Below are 16,562 nucleotides of genomic sequence, written 5' to 3'. Positions count from 1 at the left end.
ATCGTGAAATTAATTCGTTTCGCAAAAATACATATACCCTAAGTTTAAACCAATAATTTTTAGGTTGAATTTTGAATCCTTTGAAATAATTAATTTCATTATTTTTTATTGAGATTTTTTATGATTGAAAATGCACTATCTACATAGGCATCTTCTACTACAATTGTAAATTCATTTGTTGTAGAAATCACCTCATATAGTGCAACGTTTTGCCATGCCAAACGCTTTAATATCTGATAATATAAGCCGGCAACAGTAGTATTACTTTTTGGTAAGGTTAGACTTATAGCTGATAAGTTCTCTTTTACCGCAATGCATTCTTCATTTTTAAAACTCTCTTGCACTGAAGTACTTTCTGAACTAGATATAATAATATTACTTTCAAAAATACCTCTGGTAAATGTGTAAAAGATATTACTCTTGTCTTTTATTTTGTTTAAAATCGCTGCCTGACTATGAATTAAGGTATTAGAGTTCTTATAGGTAAAATCACTAAGGTTAGAACGTAAAGTAATATCACCGAGCTGCCCTAGTAATGCATCTAACTTGTAGTATGGTTTACTCACTTCCAAGCGATCTTTAAAACGTCTTAATGCCATCATAATCGCTCCTGTTTTTACTTGTTTTCCCAATTGGCGAGATACCTCATCTTGCAAAACTTCTGCTAATGCTGAATAATTAATAATCTCTTTTGCTAGGCCTTCCTCTAAAAATGGCTGTTCCAACACAATGCTTTCTACACAAGATGCTACTGTTTTCATTGTTAAATATTTAACTTATTGTGTAAAATTAGTAAATAATTGATAATAAATTCCAACATAAGGTATCTAAGCCTATGTTTGTGCCCTCAATTTTTATGGATTAATGGACTATACTAATTTATTGCAAATAGCAAAAGAATACGGAAGCCCAATTTATGTTTATGATTCTGAAAAAATCATATCGCAATACAAGAGATTAACAACTGCATTTAAAACGGTAAAGCAATTGAAAATCAATTATGCTGTTAAGGCTCTTTCTAACATATCAGTGCTAAAACTTTTTAATACTTTAGGATCTGGTCTGGATACAGTTTCCATACAAGAAGTTCAATTGGGTCTGAGAGCTGGTTTTAATCCAAAAGATATCATCTATACACCAAATGGCGTATCACTTGAAGAAATTGAGAACGTGGCACAACTAGGTGTCCAAATCAATATCGATAACCTATCCATTTTAGAACAATTTGGCTCTAAGCACCCAAATATCCCGGTATGTATTAGAATAAATCCACATGTTATGGCTGGTGGAAACACTAATATATCCGTTGGTCATATAGATAGCAAGTTTGGGATTTCAATACATCAGATCCCATTATTGCTTCGCATTGTAGAAAACACCAAAATGACCATTAATGGCATACACATGCATACTGGTAGCGACATATTAGATATTGACGTATTTTTATATGCCAGTGAAATTTTATTTGAAACAGCAAAGAATTTTAAAAACCTTGATTTTATTGACTTTGGTTCTGGTTTTAAAGTACCTTACAAAAAAGGTGATATAGAAACCAACATTGAAGAACTTGGAAAAAAACTATCTAAACGCTTTAATCTCTTTTGCAAAGATTATGGCAAAGAACTCACACTGGCTTTTGAACCAGGAAAATTCTTGGTTAGTGAAGCTGGTGTGTTTTTAGCAAAAGTTAATGTCGTAAAACAAACTACTTCTACAGTTTTTGCACAGGTAGATTCAGGTTTTAACCATTTGATTAGACCTATGCTCTATGGCTCACAACATGAGATTATAAACATTTCCAATCCTAAAGGTCGCGAACGCTTTTATTCTGTTGTAGGTTATATATGTGAAACAGACACTTTTGCCAACAACCGACGCATTACCGAAATCAATGAAGGGGATATACTTTGCTTTAAAAACGCTGGAGCCTATTGTTTTACTATGGCTAGTAATTACAACTCGCGTTACAGACCTGCTGAGGTTTTAATTTATAACGGAAAACCCCAACTTATAAGAGAACGAGAAACCTTTGAAGATATCTTAAGGAATCAAATAGTACTTTCATTTTAGATTTTATACTATTAAAAGTCTTACATTGAATAATATTTCTTATCTTTCAATAATTATCTTATTGAATTTCAATTCAATAAATATCATAATTTGTTATTTTCCAAAGCTCCTGTTTATTTAGAACTTAGTTTATATTTCTGATTAACCATTAGAATTTATGTTTGGTTATTGCTATTAATTATTAATCAACTAAACTATTTACAATCATGAAAAAACTAGGTTTATTATTCCTGACCATCCCATTTTTTTTAATAGGTCAAAACGAATCAATAATCAACAACATTACACACATTCAGGTTAAGATGGGCCATGAGGCACAATTTGCTGAGGGTGTAAAAATGTACAAAAAATGCTATGAAGAGAATAATGGTGAAGGCACATGGAATTTTTGGCGAAGAGTACAAGGCGCCAATACCGTTTATGCGGTAACAGACACTATGGAGAACTGGGCTGAAATGGATGATGAAAACAATGAAGCTGGTAACAGCTGTCGCAGTATTTTCCCTAGTTTTATATTACCTCATATGGAAAGTGTGGATTACATGATATCAGAAACTATGCCAGAAATCAGCAATGACTCTCAAGAAGGCAAAGACAAAGTTTGGGTTACTTATTTTAGAGTTGAAAATTCAACGGATTTTATGGAAGTTGTTAAGGCCTTGTCTGGAGAAATTAAGAAAGCTGAAGGTGATGAAAGAGGTTATTGGTATTCTGTTGCGGGAGGATCCACAGATTCACCTGATTATTTGGTGGCATGGCCATTTGATAAGTATGCTGATCTTGATGTAGATATGGATGGTGTATGGAAAATATACGAAAAAGCCCATGGTAAAAAGAAAACCGAAGAAATGAGAAACAAATTCAGAAATGCTCTCGATGATTCGTGGTCTTACATCTACGATAAAAGTGATGATTTATCAAAAACCGAATAACGAATAAAAATCAAATTATGATATTAAAAAATGCCAATTCAAATTGGCATTTTTTTTATTTAATAAAATTGATTTCCGAACCAAATCCATAGTAATCTTTTAAAGCTCATAAGAGTAACATAGAACTTATTGTATGTAATAGTAAGCTAATTAGATTCTATTACTATGGTACAGTGGCAACTTAATCTTTTATTTCTTTCATTTCTAGGCTAGTTTCCACACCATACTTATCTACTAAATATACTAACGCTGTCATGGTAGCCGCACCTAATTCCAACTCTCGTTTATTAACGTGCTCAAATGTGTCGTTAGTAGCATGGTGATGATCAAAATAGCGTTGTGAGTCTGGTCGTAAGCCAGCTAATAATATGTTGTCATTTTTTAATGGCCCAATATCCGCACCACTATAACCTTTCTCAAAAAAATGAATTAAATAGGGCTTAAATAATGGTCGCCAAGCATCAATCTTTTTGAGCATCAAATCATTACCATCAAAGCTAAAACCCCTTGGAGTAAAACCACCTGCATCGCTTTCGAGTGCAAAGACGTGTTTTTCACCTTTCTCCTTAGCTACTTCAGCATATTTGCGTCCACCTCTTAAGCCATTTTCTTCATTCATAAAAAGAACAACCCTAATGCTGCGTTTTGGTTGAATGCCACTTTCTTTTAACATTCGCAATACATCCATTGACTGCACAACTCCTGCACCATCGTCATGAGCTCCATCTCCCAAATCCCATGAGTCTAAATGACCACCAACTGCAATATATTCGTTAGGAAATTCACTTCCTGTGATTTCTCCAATAACGTTGTAAGATTCTACATCATCAAACTGTTGGCAACTCATCTCAAAGAAAAACTCTAAATCTTTATCCCTTTTCAAAGCTTCACTAAGTTTTACGGCATCATTGGTACTTATTGCTGCTGAAGGTATGCGCTTTTTAACTGGTAAATCCCCATAACTCATACTTCCCGTATGCGGATAATCGTCTTGCCTAGAACTCAGTGAACGTACAATAGTACCAACTGCTCCATATTTTGCTGCTTCGGCTGCACCTCTGTAGCGCTCCGTAGAACAACCTCCATAAGCCTCAAAGGTGTTTATTAAATCTGGCTGTAAAGCCCTATTAATGAATACTATTTTACCTTTAACCTTAGCTTCACCCAAACTTTCTAAATCCTCATAACTACCAACTTCTATAACCTTTGCCTTTAAACCATTTTCTGGTGTTGCTATAGAACCTCCGAGTGCACAGATATTGACTTTTTTTAATTCTCCAGAAGTAGTAAAATAAGCCATTTCCTTTTCACCTCTTACCCATTTTGGCACCATTACAGGTTGTAGCCAAACTTTGTCCAAACCCAACTTCTCAAGTTCTTTCTTTGTGTATTGTACGGCAAGTTCTGCATTGGTAGAACCCGATAAGCGTCCTCCAATGGTATTAGACAAATAGTCTAACCATTGGTAACTCATCCCATTTGTTAATGAGGTTTTGTAAATGGTTTTTAATATATCTTGGTCTGTTTGTGCATTACAAAAAGAATACAAAAATATTGGTACAAGTAATAGTCTAATTTTCATTGGTCTTAATCTTCGGTTAGAACTTTTTCTAAAATAGAACTAGGTAAAATGGATTTTAAAATAAAGGGATTCCCTTTTTCTACAACTAAAAATTTCCATTTTCCTTCATTTTCTTCACCAATTGCTATGGCTTTTTTAACAGCTTTTATATCATAAAAATCAGTAGTCTCATTAAAGACCACGCTCCCTTTTCCGAATTGTTGTTCTAATGCAGATTGGGTTAACAAACGTGTCATTTTTTTATCTTCTTCACTAGCTTCATCGTCTTCATCTTCTGAAGTAAACCTAATTGACATATCATTTGTGTAATTCATAATTACGTATGAAGTACCATCAATAACAACAGGTTCGTTTATTTTATCTATAACAAAATCACCAAATGTAAACTCAACACCTTCTGTATTGAATGTTTGTTCCATTACCATAAGCATAGTTTCTTTAGGAACAATATCAAAAACCTCATCTACAACATAGCTTAAAGAAGTTTCAAAATCCTTGCTTTTTATGGCTTCTAAATATGCTGAAAAATCTTCTTTAACTGTATCCGAGTCAATCTGTGCCATAATTGACCCATTACAAATCAACAAAAGCAATAACGTAACGCTATGAATAAACCGTCTTGACTTAATCATTTTCCAGTTCTTTTCTATACGTATCAATATTAGCTTTTTCCTCATCAGGAAGCTCGGGCTCTTTAATATCTGAATAAGTTTTTAATGTATCATGTAAAATCTTAGCTACTAGATACCTTGCTGTGGGTTTATCATCCGCAGGAATATTAAACCAAGGAGCATGTGGTTTTGAACTTCTATTTAAAACGTCCTCGTAACATGACTGATATTTATCCCATAGCTTACGTTCATCTAAATCATCCGCAGAAAACTTCCAGTGTTTAGATGGTTTATCCAGACGTCTCAGTAATCTATTTTTTTGCTCATTTTTTGAGATATTCAAAAAGAACTTAAAGATAATGGTTCCGTTGTCTGCGATATGTTTTTCAAAATTGTTGATTTCTTGAAAGCGTCTTTCCCAAAACGCTTCATTAACATCATCAACACTTTGAATATCTGGCATATTTTCGTACATCAAATACTCTGGATGAACTCTTGTTACCAAGACATTTTCATAATGGGTCCTATTGAAAATTCCAAACTTACCTCTTGCAGGCAAAGCTATATAGTGTCTCCAAAGGTAATCGTGTTTAAGCTCTAATTCTGTTGGTTTTTTAAAGCTTTGTGCGACAATTCCTCTAACATTAAATTCTTTAAACACTTCACGAATCAGGCTATCCTTACCTGCGGTATCCATACCTTGAATACACATTAAAACAGCATATTTTCCATGAGCATACATCGTATTTTGGATTTCTGCAAGTTCTTCACTTACCGTTCTTAACTCACGTTCGGTTTTCTTTTTGTTGACTCCTAAATCATAAGATGTTGGTAGATCTTTAATGTTGACTTGGGATTTAACCCTAAAATCTTCTATGTTGATGTCTTTCATGTGTTAATATTTATTGTTTTTCAATGGTCACTCTTCGACTACGCTCAGTTCTAGCTATGGAACATCCTATAATCTTTTCGCTATGTGATTTAAGATTAATCTTGGATGTTTCATTTCTATTTAAATTTTAAATTGTTATAACCTTTCGACTGCGCTCAAGGTGACAAATATTTACTTTGAAGCAAAAGCTTTTACATCTGCTTCGCTAACTTCTTTTCCTCCTAAGATAATAAGGCGCTCTACTACATTTCTTAGTTCGCGAATGTTACCTGTCCAATCATAATTCTGTAGTAGCTTTACAGCTTTATCAGAAAAGGTTTTTTTAGCATTTCCTTGTTCTTCTGAAATTTTATTGGCGAAATAATCTACCAGCAAAGGAATATCTTCTCTTCTGTCGTTGAGTGCAGGTACTTCGATTAAAATTACAGCTAATCTGTGATATAAATCTTCTCTGAATTTACCATCAGCAATTTCTTTTTTCAGGTCTTTATTAGTTGCTGCAACTACTCTTACGTTTACCTTAATATCCTTATCACTACCTACGCGCTGAATTCTACTTTCTTGTAATGCACGCAGCACTTTAGCTTGGGCTGATAGGCTCATATCACCTATTTCGTCTAAGAAAATAGTTCCTCCATTTGCGGCTTCAAACTTACCTGCCCTATCCTTAGCTGCAGAAGTAAAAGCACCTTTAACATGACCAAAAAGCTCACTCTCTATCAACTCGCTTGGAATAGCGGCACAGTTTACCTCAATCATTGGTCCGCTAGAGCGTTCGCTCTTTTGGTGCAACCAATGTGCTACCAACTCCTTACCTGTTCCGTTTGGTCCTGTTACTAGAACACGAGCATCTGTTGGTGCCACTTTATCTATCATATCTTTAATACGAGCAATAGCATTACTCTCACCAATCATTTCGTAGTTTTTGCTAACTTTTTTCTTAAGCATCTTGTTTTCTACAACAAGCTCTTTTCGATCCAATGCAATACGGACAGTATTTAATAATCGATTTAAATCTGGTGGCTTTGAGATATAATCAAAAGCTCCTAAACGCATAGTATTTACGGCTGTATCTAAATCACCGTGACCGGAAATCATGACCATTGGTATTTCTGGTTTCATTTTTTTCACAGCTTCAAGCACTTCAACACCATCCATTTTTGGCATTTTAATATCGCACAATATCAAATCATAGTCGTCTTTCTTTATTTTTTCAATTCCTGCCAAACCATCTTCCGCTTCTTCAACTTGATATGCATCACTTTCTTCTGAAAGTATCTTTACCAATACTCTGCGGATAGCAGCTTCATCTTCAATAATTAATATTTTAGACATATTTATATTTTAAATTTTAATCCTGTTCTTAAATAAAAGGTATTTACATCATTTAACTTAAAAACCTCATCTCTATTTTCATCTCGCAAGGCATTATTTAACCTAAATGTGTAACCTGTGTACATATATGCTACCAAATGTTTTGTAAAACAATATTCGTACCCAAGCCCTCCAACAGCTAAAGATAATGATATATTATCTACTTGCTTGCCATTAACTTGTTGTGGGCGTTGTAAATGTGCAAAATAGCCATCTAGACCTGTAAATACCTGAAGCATATTTTTTTCATTAAAAAAATATTTGATGTTAGATTTTGGTACTCCTGCGTTGAACGACCAGTTTTCATTAATACGTCTGTAATAACTTATAAATGGCAATGGAATAGGTATTCCGGTAGTAGTATTATACGTAAGACCCAAAATCAAACGATATGGTTTTTTAGCTGTTTCGTCCTTTGTTCTATCATTTATTGCAAACACACCTCCATTTAGAAAGAAATCATCAGACGTTAACTTTTCTGTTAATGTTGAAGCAATCCTTGGATTGAATTTTAATCCCAAACGCCATTTACTACTAGATTTAAAGGTGTAACCTATACTAACATCAATGATATTTATAGTCTCTAAAAGTGATTTATCAAAAGGATAGTTATCTTCTAAGTTTAGGATAACCCTATTGTATTCAGCACCTAAAACCAAATAGCAATCTTTACTGGTTTCAATAGGATAATTAAATAAAGCTCTAAGCCTTGTGTATTGGTCTTCAGATTTGTTATTAGGGATAAACGAATATTCTAAACGAGCTAAATCTGTAAGTTGCGCTTTTGCAGAATACACACAGCACATTACTAAAAATACAAGTACTGTATGACATTTCTTAAAGCAAAAAATCATGTGCTCTTATTTCTTTTCTATTATATGGATATCTCGCTGTGGGAACGGAATAGTAACATTATTTTCTCTGAAAAGTCTATCAATTTCAAACCGAATATCACTCTTCGGAAAAGCTGCCTTAAAACTGTCATTCAACGTAAACACTAATCTAAAGTTTAATGAGCTATCTCCAAAATCCATAAAAATAACAACGGGCTCGGGCTCTAGTATCACATCTGGATGGGTACTTGCTGCTTGCAACAATAACTTTTTTACCAATTGAACATCGCTACCGTAAGCTACACCAACATCTACACTTTCCCTTGTTTCTGAACCATTTTGGGTCCAATTGTATAGCGAGTTGGTTAAGTACAAATGATTAGGAATTACCAATACCTTATTATCAATAGTTACCGCTCTTGTAGTCCTCAGTTTAATTTCTTCTATACGACCTACTTTTCCTTCTATTTCAATAATATCTCCTACATGAACGGATTGGTCTATGAGAATAAAAACTCCTGAAATTATATCTTGAAAAAAGGTTTGCAAGGCCAGACCAACACCTATCAACAATGCTGCAGACGCTGCGAAAACAGCGGTTACATTAACACCTAGACTATCTAAGGTTATAAGAAGAATAATGACATATACCAACCATCTAAAATAACCGAAAACCACATTGAACTTGCTCTTGTCAGTTTCTGGTAATTTTCGAGTTAATAGTTTAAGGATAATACGAAGAATGATTGTAGTAATAACAACTACGGTAACAATAACCAACATATCTAGTATGGATATACTGATTTTGTCCGTAAAATCGATATGAAGATAAAGAAAGTCCTTTACTTTTTCCCAAGCCGAGCTTTCAGTTATTTTTCCTTCTAATTCATTTAATCCTTGCATAATATACTTAATACTTCAACCATTTAAATAGTTCTTTATAGGTTGGTTTTTTGCCATACATTAAAATACCTACACGATAAATTTTAGCAGCAAACCAAACCGCAAATATAAATGTACCAATAAGCAGTAACAATGACAAGCCTTGTTGCCACAAAGGTACTCCAAACGGAATTCGCATAAGCATGACTACTGGCGATGTAAAAGGAATGAATGAAAATACTGTTGAGACTGTACCATGAGGATCTTCTATAACTGTAAAAACACCAACATATACTGCTAAAATCAGTGGCATTAAAATTGGCAACATAAACTGTTGTGTGTCGGTTTCATTATCTACAGCAGCTCCAATAGCAGCATAAAGTGAACTATACAATAAATAACCTCCAATAAAAAAGAAAACAAAAGCAATCACAAGATTTAAAACCGGCAAATTGTTAATTCCATTTATCAGATTCTCTGCTATAGCTTGTGCTCCTTCTGCTTGCATGGCTTGGTTCATAAGTTCTTGTTGTGGTGCAGAAGCCTGGGCTAAATCTATTCCAAAAATTGCTGAAACAACAACCATTAGCACACCTCCTAAAATCACCCAAATTGCAAACTGTGTTACACCTGCCAATGATGTACCTATTATTTTACCCATCATTAATTGAATTGGCTTTACGGAAGAGATAATAACTTCAATGATCCTACTTGTTTTTTCTTCAATAACGCTTCGCATTATCATATTACCATAAATGATGATGAACATAAATAGCAAATAACCTGCAATACCTCCAAATGCAAGTTTTATAACATTATCTAATTTAGAACTCTTCTGTCCATCAAAACTTTCTTGAGCAATATCCACGTTCGTTTTTGCAGCTTCAATTTGAGCAAGTGATACGCCATCTTTTTGAAGTTTCTTATCGCGTAAATGCCTTTCTATTTTACTTTCAATACTTGAAATTAAAGTTAATGAAGGTGTTTCTTCTGAGTAGAATTTAATGTTTTTAGAAACATCATTCAACGAATCAACTTTTACAACATGAAGCAAACCATAACCTTCAGTTTCTTTAACCAATTTTATTGCTTCCTCTAAACTAAAATCTTCCAGATTATTATATGTTGTATTATCGGTATTCTGAAAAACATCCTTTAAAAAACCTGATTCGTCCAAAACTGTGATGGTACGCTTTTTATCATTATTTAATTGCGACAGATAAGCCACTACAGCAATAAGGGCAATCATAATTAGCGGACTTAAAAAAGTCATTACAATGAAAGACTTGTTCTTTACCTTGGTTAGGTATTCGCGTTTTATAATTAGTGGTAGATGGTTCATTCTTAGTTGTTTTTTACAGTTTGAATAAAAATATCATTCGCTGTTGGAATTACTTCCACAAAGTGATGTACTTCTGCTTTTGAAGCTAAAAACGATAATAAATCATTTGATGAAGTTGTCTCATTAATTTTTACATTGAGTTTAATATCATCATTCAAATTTTTGAAAGTTGCTGGTAATACCTCAAACTTTTGCTTGATTTCTGCAATTACCGATTCACTATTATTAGATTGTAAACCAACTTCAAACGTATTTGTTTTAAACTGACGCTTGATATCGTTGAGTTTCCCATCTAAAATTTTATTTGATTTGTGAATGAGCGCAATATGATCGCAAAGTTCCTCAACGGACTCCATGCGATGTGTTGAAAAAATAACAGTTGCACCTTCTTCTCGTAGCTGTAAGATTTCATCTTTTATCAAATTGGCATTTATAGGGTCGAATCCCGAAAATGGTTCATCAAAAATTAAAAGCTTTGGTCTGTGCAATACGGTAACAACAAACTGTATTTTCTGGGCTTGTCCTTTACTTAATTCCTGGATTTTCTTGTTCCACCAATCCCCAATCTCTAACTTATCAAACCAATATTTCAATCGGCTTTTAGCTTCAGATTTAGACATGCCTTTTAGCTGTGCCAAGTATAAAGCCTGCTCACCGACCTTCATAGATTTGTATAAACCACGTTCCTCTGGTAGATAGCCAATATCTCTAATATGCTCAGATTTTAGAGGTTGACCATCTAGCTGAACAGTACCTTCATCTGGCATTGTGATCTGATTGATAATACGAATTAAAGTGGTTTTTCCGGCACCATTAGGGCCAAGTAATCCAAAAATGCTGCCTTTAGGAACAGCAATTGAGACTTCATTTAGTGCTTTGAAATTTCCGAAGCTTTTAGATACGGAATCAGCAACTAATAAATCGTTCATATAAGTAGTGGTTTTTTACAACGGTTAGTCTGTAAATATATTAAATGTTGAAGATTTAAAGCTACTTAGTGTTCCTAATTTTTGGTAAAAGAAGAGATAACTAATAATGCTTTAAAAGAACATATTGCCTAAAAAAACAAAACCCACCCTTATGGTTAGATAAGGATGGGAAAAAATTGCTATGAAAAAGAAAAATTACCGCTAATTAGCATTAGCGATAATTCAAAGATAGTATTTTTTATTAAACACAAGGTATTTTACGAAAACATATCTTTAACCTTTTCAAAAAAAGATTTATCAGAGCTTTCTGGTTTAGGCTCAAAATGCTCGTCATCTTTCATGTTTTCAAAAAATTCTTTTTGTTTTTTACTCAAAGTTTTTGGTGTCCAAACATTAACATGAACCAGCAAATCACCTCTACCATAACCATTTATGCTCGGAATTCCCTTACCTCTAAGTCTTAAAATTTTTCCGGATTGTACACCTGCTTCAATCTTAATCCTCACCTTACCAGTAACCGTATCAATTTCTTTAGATGTTCCTAAAACGGCATCTGGTAAACTTACATACATATCATAATGTAAATTATCACCTTCACGCTTTAATGTTGGGTGCTCTTCTTCAGCAATAACAACTAAAAGATCACCTGCAATACCATTACCTGGCGCATCGTTACCTTTTCCTGTAACTTTAAGTTGCATACCATCAACCACACCTGCAGGTATTTTTACAGAAACGGTTTCTTCAGATTCTTTTAGACCATGTGCATCAGCATCCGCAGGTTTTTTATCGATAATCTGACCTGCACCAGCACAGGTTTGGCAAGTGGTTGCCGTTTGCATTCTGCCTAAAATTGTATTGGTAATTCTGGTAACCTGACCAGACCCATTACAAGTGCCACAAGTTTTATAGGTTGTGCCTGGTGCCTGTACTTTTCGTTTTACTTTTATCTTCTTTTCAACACCATTAGCCACTTCTTCTAACGATAGCTTAACACGTATTCTTAAGTTGCTTCCTTTTACTACACGTTGTCTGCCTCCACCACCGAAACCGCCAAATCCGCCTCCACCAAAAGCACCACCAAAAATATCGCCAAATTGGCTAAAGATGTCATCCATATTCATGCCACCTCCGCCAAAACCACCAGCACCTTCAAAGGCTTGGTGACCAAACTGGTCGTAACGTGCTTTCTTGTCTGGATTACTTAAAACTTCATAAGCTTCAGCTGCTTTCTTAAACTTTTCCTCAGCCTCTTTATCATCAGGATTTTTATCAGGATGATATTTTAAAGCCATCTTTCGATAGGCTTTCTTTATCTCAGAATCTGAAGCTCCTTTGCTTACTCCCAATACGTCGTAATAATCTTCTTTCATATTTTGCTTCCGAAAAATCGGATTTATTTTTCTATTCTTTATTAATCTAAAAGTCTACTCTTTGACCGCACTTCGACAAGCTCAGTGTGACATTAAGAGAATGCTTCTTAAGCTTGTCCGATAACCACTTTTGGAAAACGGATGACTTTATCTCCTAGTTTATAGCCGCGCTCTACCACATCAATGATTTTTCCTTTTAAATCTTCAGTTGGAGCAGGTATTTGGGTAACAGCTTCATGGTCGTCAGCATTAAAGACATCACCTTTGTTTACTTCAATTTTAGACAAACCTTTTTGCTCTAGGGTGTTTAATAATTTATTATAGATTAAAAGGACACCTTTACGTAATTCTTCAGCTTCCTTATCTTCTTCAATATGCATTAAGGCACGTTCAAAATCGTCTAAAACTGGCAACATAGCCAACATTACGCTTTCACTAGCTGTTTTAAATAACTCTATACGTTCTTTATTGGTTCTTTTCTTGTAGTTTTCGAACTCAGCAAACAAACGCATAAATTTATCTTTCTCAGCGGCTAGTTGGTCTTGCAATTGTTCCTCTACAGTTTTTTCTTCCTTTTGTTCTTGCTCTGCTGTAGTTGTTGCAGTGTCCTCTAATTGTGGTTCTTCAACCTTCTTTTTATCTTTTTTACTCATTGTGAGTTTGTTTTATATTGAATCTGAATTTTAAATCTACGATTTAGGTTTGCAAAAGTACTGCCATTATTATAAAAATGTCAAAATGTCATTAACATTTTTTTATAATACTATAGGGTTCGATATCCTTAACTTTGTGTTTTTAATAAACAAATTCAAAAAAAACACTAACATGAAAACAACGTTTTTAAAAATTACCGCCTTAGCTGCACTTGTAGCCTTTTCTAGCTGTAAGGACAAAGCTGAGGAAGCAGAAACAAAAGCTGCTGAAGAAGCTGCTGTAGCAGAGGCTACTGCTGTAACTTACAAAGCAGATATTGATAACTCAATAATTAACTGGAAAGGATTTAAACCAACAGGATCACACACAGGAACTATTAGCCTTATGGATGGAACTGTTGCAGTAAATGATGGTACAATAGAAAGTGGAAGCTTTGCTATTGACATGAAAACTATAGCTGTAACTGATATTCCTGCTGATGATGAAGGCAATGCTAAATTACAAGGGCACTTATCTGGTCCTGATTTCTTTGATGTTGAGGGTTTTCCTAAAGCAACATTTGAAATTACTGGCTTAGAAACAAAAGATGGCAAAACCATGCTTTCTGGTAACTTAACCATGAAAGATGAAACTAATAACATCAGTTTTCCTGTAAAAACATCTATTGATGGTGACACAATGACCCTAAAAAGTGAAACCTTTACGATTGACCGTTCTAAATGGAACGTAAAGTATGGATCTAAATCGTTTTTTGATGATTTAGGTGATAAGTTTATCAATGACGATATTGAGTTAACTATAAATCTTGTAGCTAAGAAAGCATAAGGTATAGAAACGTCAGTTCGAGTGGATTTTAGATGCGACAGCAGATAAAATTTATATCGAGAACTTTTTTCAAATGCGAGACTTCTCGATACAATTGCTCATCTTTTGCAATCGCTCGAAGTGACATTTAAACTATAAAAACAAACAAAAAGCACTTACGTTTCCGTAAGTGCTTTTCTTCTCCATAGCAATTTTATCTCTAAAATCGCCTCGCTATTAATCAACCATCAATCAACCAAAACAACGATTAATAACGTTGTAGTAATGCGCTAACTATTAACACTAAAACCGAATTACGGCATTACTACAGTATCAATGACGTGTATTACACCATTGCTACCTTTTACATCAGTCGCAGTAATCTCACTATAATTACCATTTTGATCTTTCAACCAAATTTTTCCGTCTTTTTGCATTACAGTTAAGATCTCTCCTGCCAATGTTTTTACCTCTACTGTTCCATTACCTTTCTTTAAAGCGACCACTACATCACTAGCCATTAATTTTCCTGGCACAACGTGGTAGGTCAAAATTTTAGTTAAGGTCTCTTTGTTTTCTGGTTTTAATAAGTTGCCTAAAGTTTCTTTATCGATTTTTGCAAAAGCATCGTTGGTTGGTGCAAATACAGTAAAAGGACCATCGCCTTGTAAGGCTTCAACTAAATCAGCCGCTTTTAAAGCTGCCACTAAAGTTGAAAAATTCTCATTGCCTACTGCTGCGTCTACAATGGTTTCTTGTGCCACAGTTTTTTGTGAGAATGCTAAGGCTACAATTGTGGTTAATACAAATACTAACTTTTTCATGATTTTTTTAAATTTTTGGTTAAACTATTACACTTATTTCGTTTTTGAAGTGCTTTCATTTATATTTACACAGGCTTGATACTACTGGATGAGCAAGCCTTTATTTTTGGGAAATTTTTAACAGTAATGCAAAACGACAACTTTCTTATTCAACAACTTAAAGACAGGGATGAGCGTGCGTTAGCGTTGCTTTACGACAAATATGCTGGTGCCATTTATAGTGTGATTATAAAAATGGTACGCGATGAAGGCAAAGCCCAAAATTTACTCCAAGATACCTTTATGACCGTTTGGGACAAAGCCGAAAGCTATGATGCCAGCAAAGGCCGTTTTTATACTTGGGTCTTTAGAATTGCTAGGAACAAAACGTTAAATTTTCTAAGGAAAGTTGAGCCGCTCATCCAAACCGATGATTTTAGTGTATATGATAGCAAAGACGATGCTATTAGTATAGACACTAAGTATTTAGAACTTAATGGTGCTATAACCGAGTTGGAAGCACACCATAAAGAAGCTATAGAAATGGTCTATTTTAAGGGATTGACGCATAAGGAAGCACACCAGCTGATGGATGTGCCCCTTGGTACGTTTAAATCTTACGTGCGCCAAGCGTTAAAACAGTTGCGGCAAGCCTATGCCAAAACCTTGAGTGTACTTTTGCTAATACTAAATGCGCTGTGATGATGGATAAGAAAATGATATTAGATAACGGACTTTTAGAGCAATACCTGCTTGGTGAACTCAACGCACAAGAATGCGAACAGATTGAGCAAGCTTTAGCGTCTGATGCCGAACTGAAAGCGCAATTTGATGTCTTGGAAAAAGACTTTGAAATCCTTGGTTTAGAAAATGCCATTGATCCACCAAGAGCCATTAAACACAAATTGATACAAGATATCAAAGAAGCCAAAGACACTAAAACCAATAATAACAACAGTAGCCTAAAGTTTTACTTAAGTATTGCAGCCAGTTTAGCGGCCTTATTGATGCTTGGTAGTTTTTGGATGTATAACGAGTTGAGCAATGTAAAACAACAGCTGCAAACGGTTGAAACCGAAAAAACCGAATTAAACGACAAACTCAACGACCTTAACCAACAATTAGAAAACAAAACCGCATTATTTGCGACGCTTACACATCCTGATACTGAGCAGTATGTTTTAAAAGGCAATACCTTAATGCCAGATGGCAAAGTGGTAAGTTATGTAAACCATAGTACCAAATCTGTGGTGATTAATACCGAGCGCTTACCAAAATTAGATGATGCACACGACTACCAAATGTGGGCAGATGTTGAAGGCGAAATGATAAACATGGGAGTGATTGCCAAAGACCAAAACCTTATGGCAATGCGCTATATAGACCATGCCGAATCCCTAAACATTACCATTGAGCCTGCTGGTGGTAACGACCACCCAACTGTATCCCAATTGGTCACTAACGTCTACCTCAATTAGCCT

At 34.6% G+C, this 16,562-nt stretch carries 17 protein-coding genes; 5 read left to right on the top strand and 12 right to left on the bottom strand.

The genetic code is table 11. The features are described from left to right. Positions 1–98: 98 nt before the first annotated feature. On the bottom strand, positions 99–761 hold the full coding sequence (locus tag ACPX19_RS09010; protein WP_426429674.1) for a hypothetical protein: 663 nt from the start codon (positions 759–761) through the stop codon (positions 99–101). 103 nt (positions 762–864) lie between these two features. On the opposite strand from ACPX19_RS09010, the gene lysA reads away from it, so the two are divergent. Both lysA and ACPX19_RS09000 read left to right on the top strand, forming a co-directional pair. Next, on the top strand, positions 865–2,070 hold the full coding sequence (gene lysA / locus ACPX19_RS09005; protein WP_426429673.1) for a diaminopimelate decarboxylase: 1,206 nt from the start codon (positions 865–867) through the stop codon (positions 2,068–2,070). A 206-nt stretch (positions 2,071–2,276) separates the two neighbouring features. Further along, complete coding sequence (locus ACPX19_RS09000; RefSeq protein WP_426429672.1) at positions 2,277–3,002, top strand: hypothetical protein; 726 nt, start codon at positions 2,277–2,279, stop codon at positions 3,000–3,002. A gap of 181 nt (positions 3,003–3,183) precedes the next feature. Here the strand turns inward: ACPX19_RS09000 and ACPX19_RS08995 are convergent, their stop codons facing one another. From ACPX19_RS08995 to ACPX19_RS08950, 10 genes are all read right to left on the bottom strand, one after another. Beyond that, positions 3,184–4,584 (bottom strand): M20/M25/M40 family metallo-hydrolase, encoded by a 1,401-nt coding sequence (locus ACPX19_RS08995; protein ID WP_426429671.1) that lies wholly within the window; start codon positions 4,582–4,584, stop codon positions 3,184–3,186. Between the two features lie 5 nt (positions 4,585–4,589). Next, the gene (locus tag ACPX19_RS08990; protein WP_426429670.1) at positions 4,590–5,147 is read right to left on the bottom strand and encodes a hypothetical protein; all 558 of its coding nucleotides are present in this window, start codon (positions 5,145–5,147) and stop codon (positions 4,590–4,592) included. A gap of 61 nt (positions 5,148–5,208) precedes the next feature. After that, positions 5,209–6,087 carry a PPK2 family polyphosphate kinase gene (locus tag ACPX19_RS08985; RefSeq protein WP_426429669.1) on the bottom strand — a complete coding sequence of 293 codons (879 nt, stop codon included), beginning with the start codon at positions 6,085–6,087 and terminating at the stop codon, positions 5,209–5,211. Positions 6,088–6,258: 171 nt separating this feature from the next. Next, positions 6,259–7,422, bottom strand: coding sequence for a sigma-54-dependent transcriptional regulator (locus ACPX19_RS08980; protein WP_426429668.1), 1,164 nt, complete (start codon positions 7,420–7,422; stop codon positions 6,259–6,261). Positions 7,423–7,424: 2 nt separating this feature from the next. Then, positions 7,425–8,315, bottom strand: coding sequence for a DUF6268 family outer membrane beta-barrel protein (locus ACPX19_RS08975; RefSeq protein ID WP_426429667.1), 891 nt, complete (start codon positions 8,313–8,315; stop codon positions 7,425–7,427). A 6-nt stretch (positions 8,316–8,321) separates the two neighbouring features. Continuing rightward, positions 8,322–9,197 (bottom strand): mechanosensitive ion channel family protein, encoded by an 876-nt coding sequence (locus tag ACPX19_RS08970; RefSeq protein WP_426429666.1) that lies wholly within the window; start codon positions 9,195–9,197, stop codon positions 8,322–8,324. A gap of 7 nt (positions 9,198–9,204) precedes the next feature. Then, the gene (locus ACPX19_RS08965; protein ID WP_426429665.1) at positions 9,205–10,518 is read right to left on the bottom strand and encodes an ABC transporter permease; all 1,314 of its coding nucleotides are present in this window, start codon (positions 10,516–10,518) and stop codon (positions 9,205–9,207) included. A 2-nt stretch (positions 10,519–10,520) separates the two neighbouring features. Then, the gene (locus tag ACPX19_RS08960) at positions 10,521–11,447 is read right to left on the bottom strand and encodes an ABC transporter ATP-binding protein (protein WP_426429664.1); all 927 of its coding nucleotides are present in this window, start codon (positions 11,445–11,447) and stop codon (positions 10,521–10,523) included. 257 nt (positions 11,448–11,704) lie between these two features. After that, on the bottom strand, positions 11,705–12,820 hold the full coding sequence (dnaJ, locus tag ACPX19_RS08955; protein ID WP_426429663.1) for a molecular chaperone DnaJ: 1,116 nt from the start codon (positions 12,818–12,820) through the stop codon (positions 11,705–11,707). A gap of 107 nt (positions 12,821–12,927) precedes the next feature. Next, positions 12,928–13,473, bottom strand: coding sequence for a nucleotide exchange factor GrpE (locus ACPX19_RS08950; RefSeq protein ID WP_426429662.1), 546 nt, complete (start codon positions 13,471–13,473; stop codon positions 12,928–12,930). Positions 13,474–13,645: 172 nt separating this feature from the next. On the opposite strand from ACPX19_RS08950, the gene ACPX19_RS08945 reads away from it, so the two are divergent. After that, positions 13,646–14,299 (top strand): YceI family protein, encoded by a 654-nt coding sequence (locus ACPX19_RS08945; protein ID WP_426429661.1) that lies wholly within the window; start codon positions 13,646–13,648, stop codon positions 14,297–14,299. Positions 14,300–14,592: 293 nt separating this feature from the next. Here ACPX19_RS08945 and ACPX19_RS08940 read toward each other — a convergent pair whose 3' ends face one another. After that, positions 14,593–15,102 carry a fasciclin domain-containing protein gene (locus tag ACPX19_RS08940; RefSeq protein WP_426429660.1) on the bottom strand — a complete coding sequence of 170 codons (510 nt, stop codon included), beginning with the start codon at positions 15,100–15,102 and terminating at the stop codon, positions 14,593–14,595. Positions 15,103–15,228: 126 nt separating this feature from the next. Between ACPX19_RS08940 and ACPX19_RS08935 the strand changes: the two genes are divergently transcribed. Further along, a complete protein-coding gene (locus ACPX19_RS08935) occupies positions 15,229–15,783 on the top strand; it encodes an RNA polymerase sigma factor (RefSeq protein ID WP_426429659.1) in 555 nt (184 codons plus the stop codon). Continuing rightward, positions 15,783–16,559, top strand: coding sequence for an anti-sigma factor domain-containing protein (locus tag ACPX19_RS08930; protein WP_426429658.1), 777 nt, complete (start codon positions 15,783–15,785; stop codon positions 16,557–16,559). The genes ACPX19_RS08935 and ACPX19_RS08930 overlap by 1 nt, the downstream gene beginning before the upstream one ends. Positions 16,560–16,562 lie beyond the last annotated feature (3 nt).

Source organism: Winogradskyella sp. HB-48 (genome assembly GCF_049942685.1).
Lineage (GTDB): Bacteria > Bacteroidota > Bacteroidia > Flavobacteriales > Flavobacteriaceae > Winogradskyella.
This window is presented reverse-complemented; position numbering and strand designations above follow the sequence as displayed.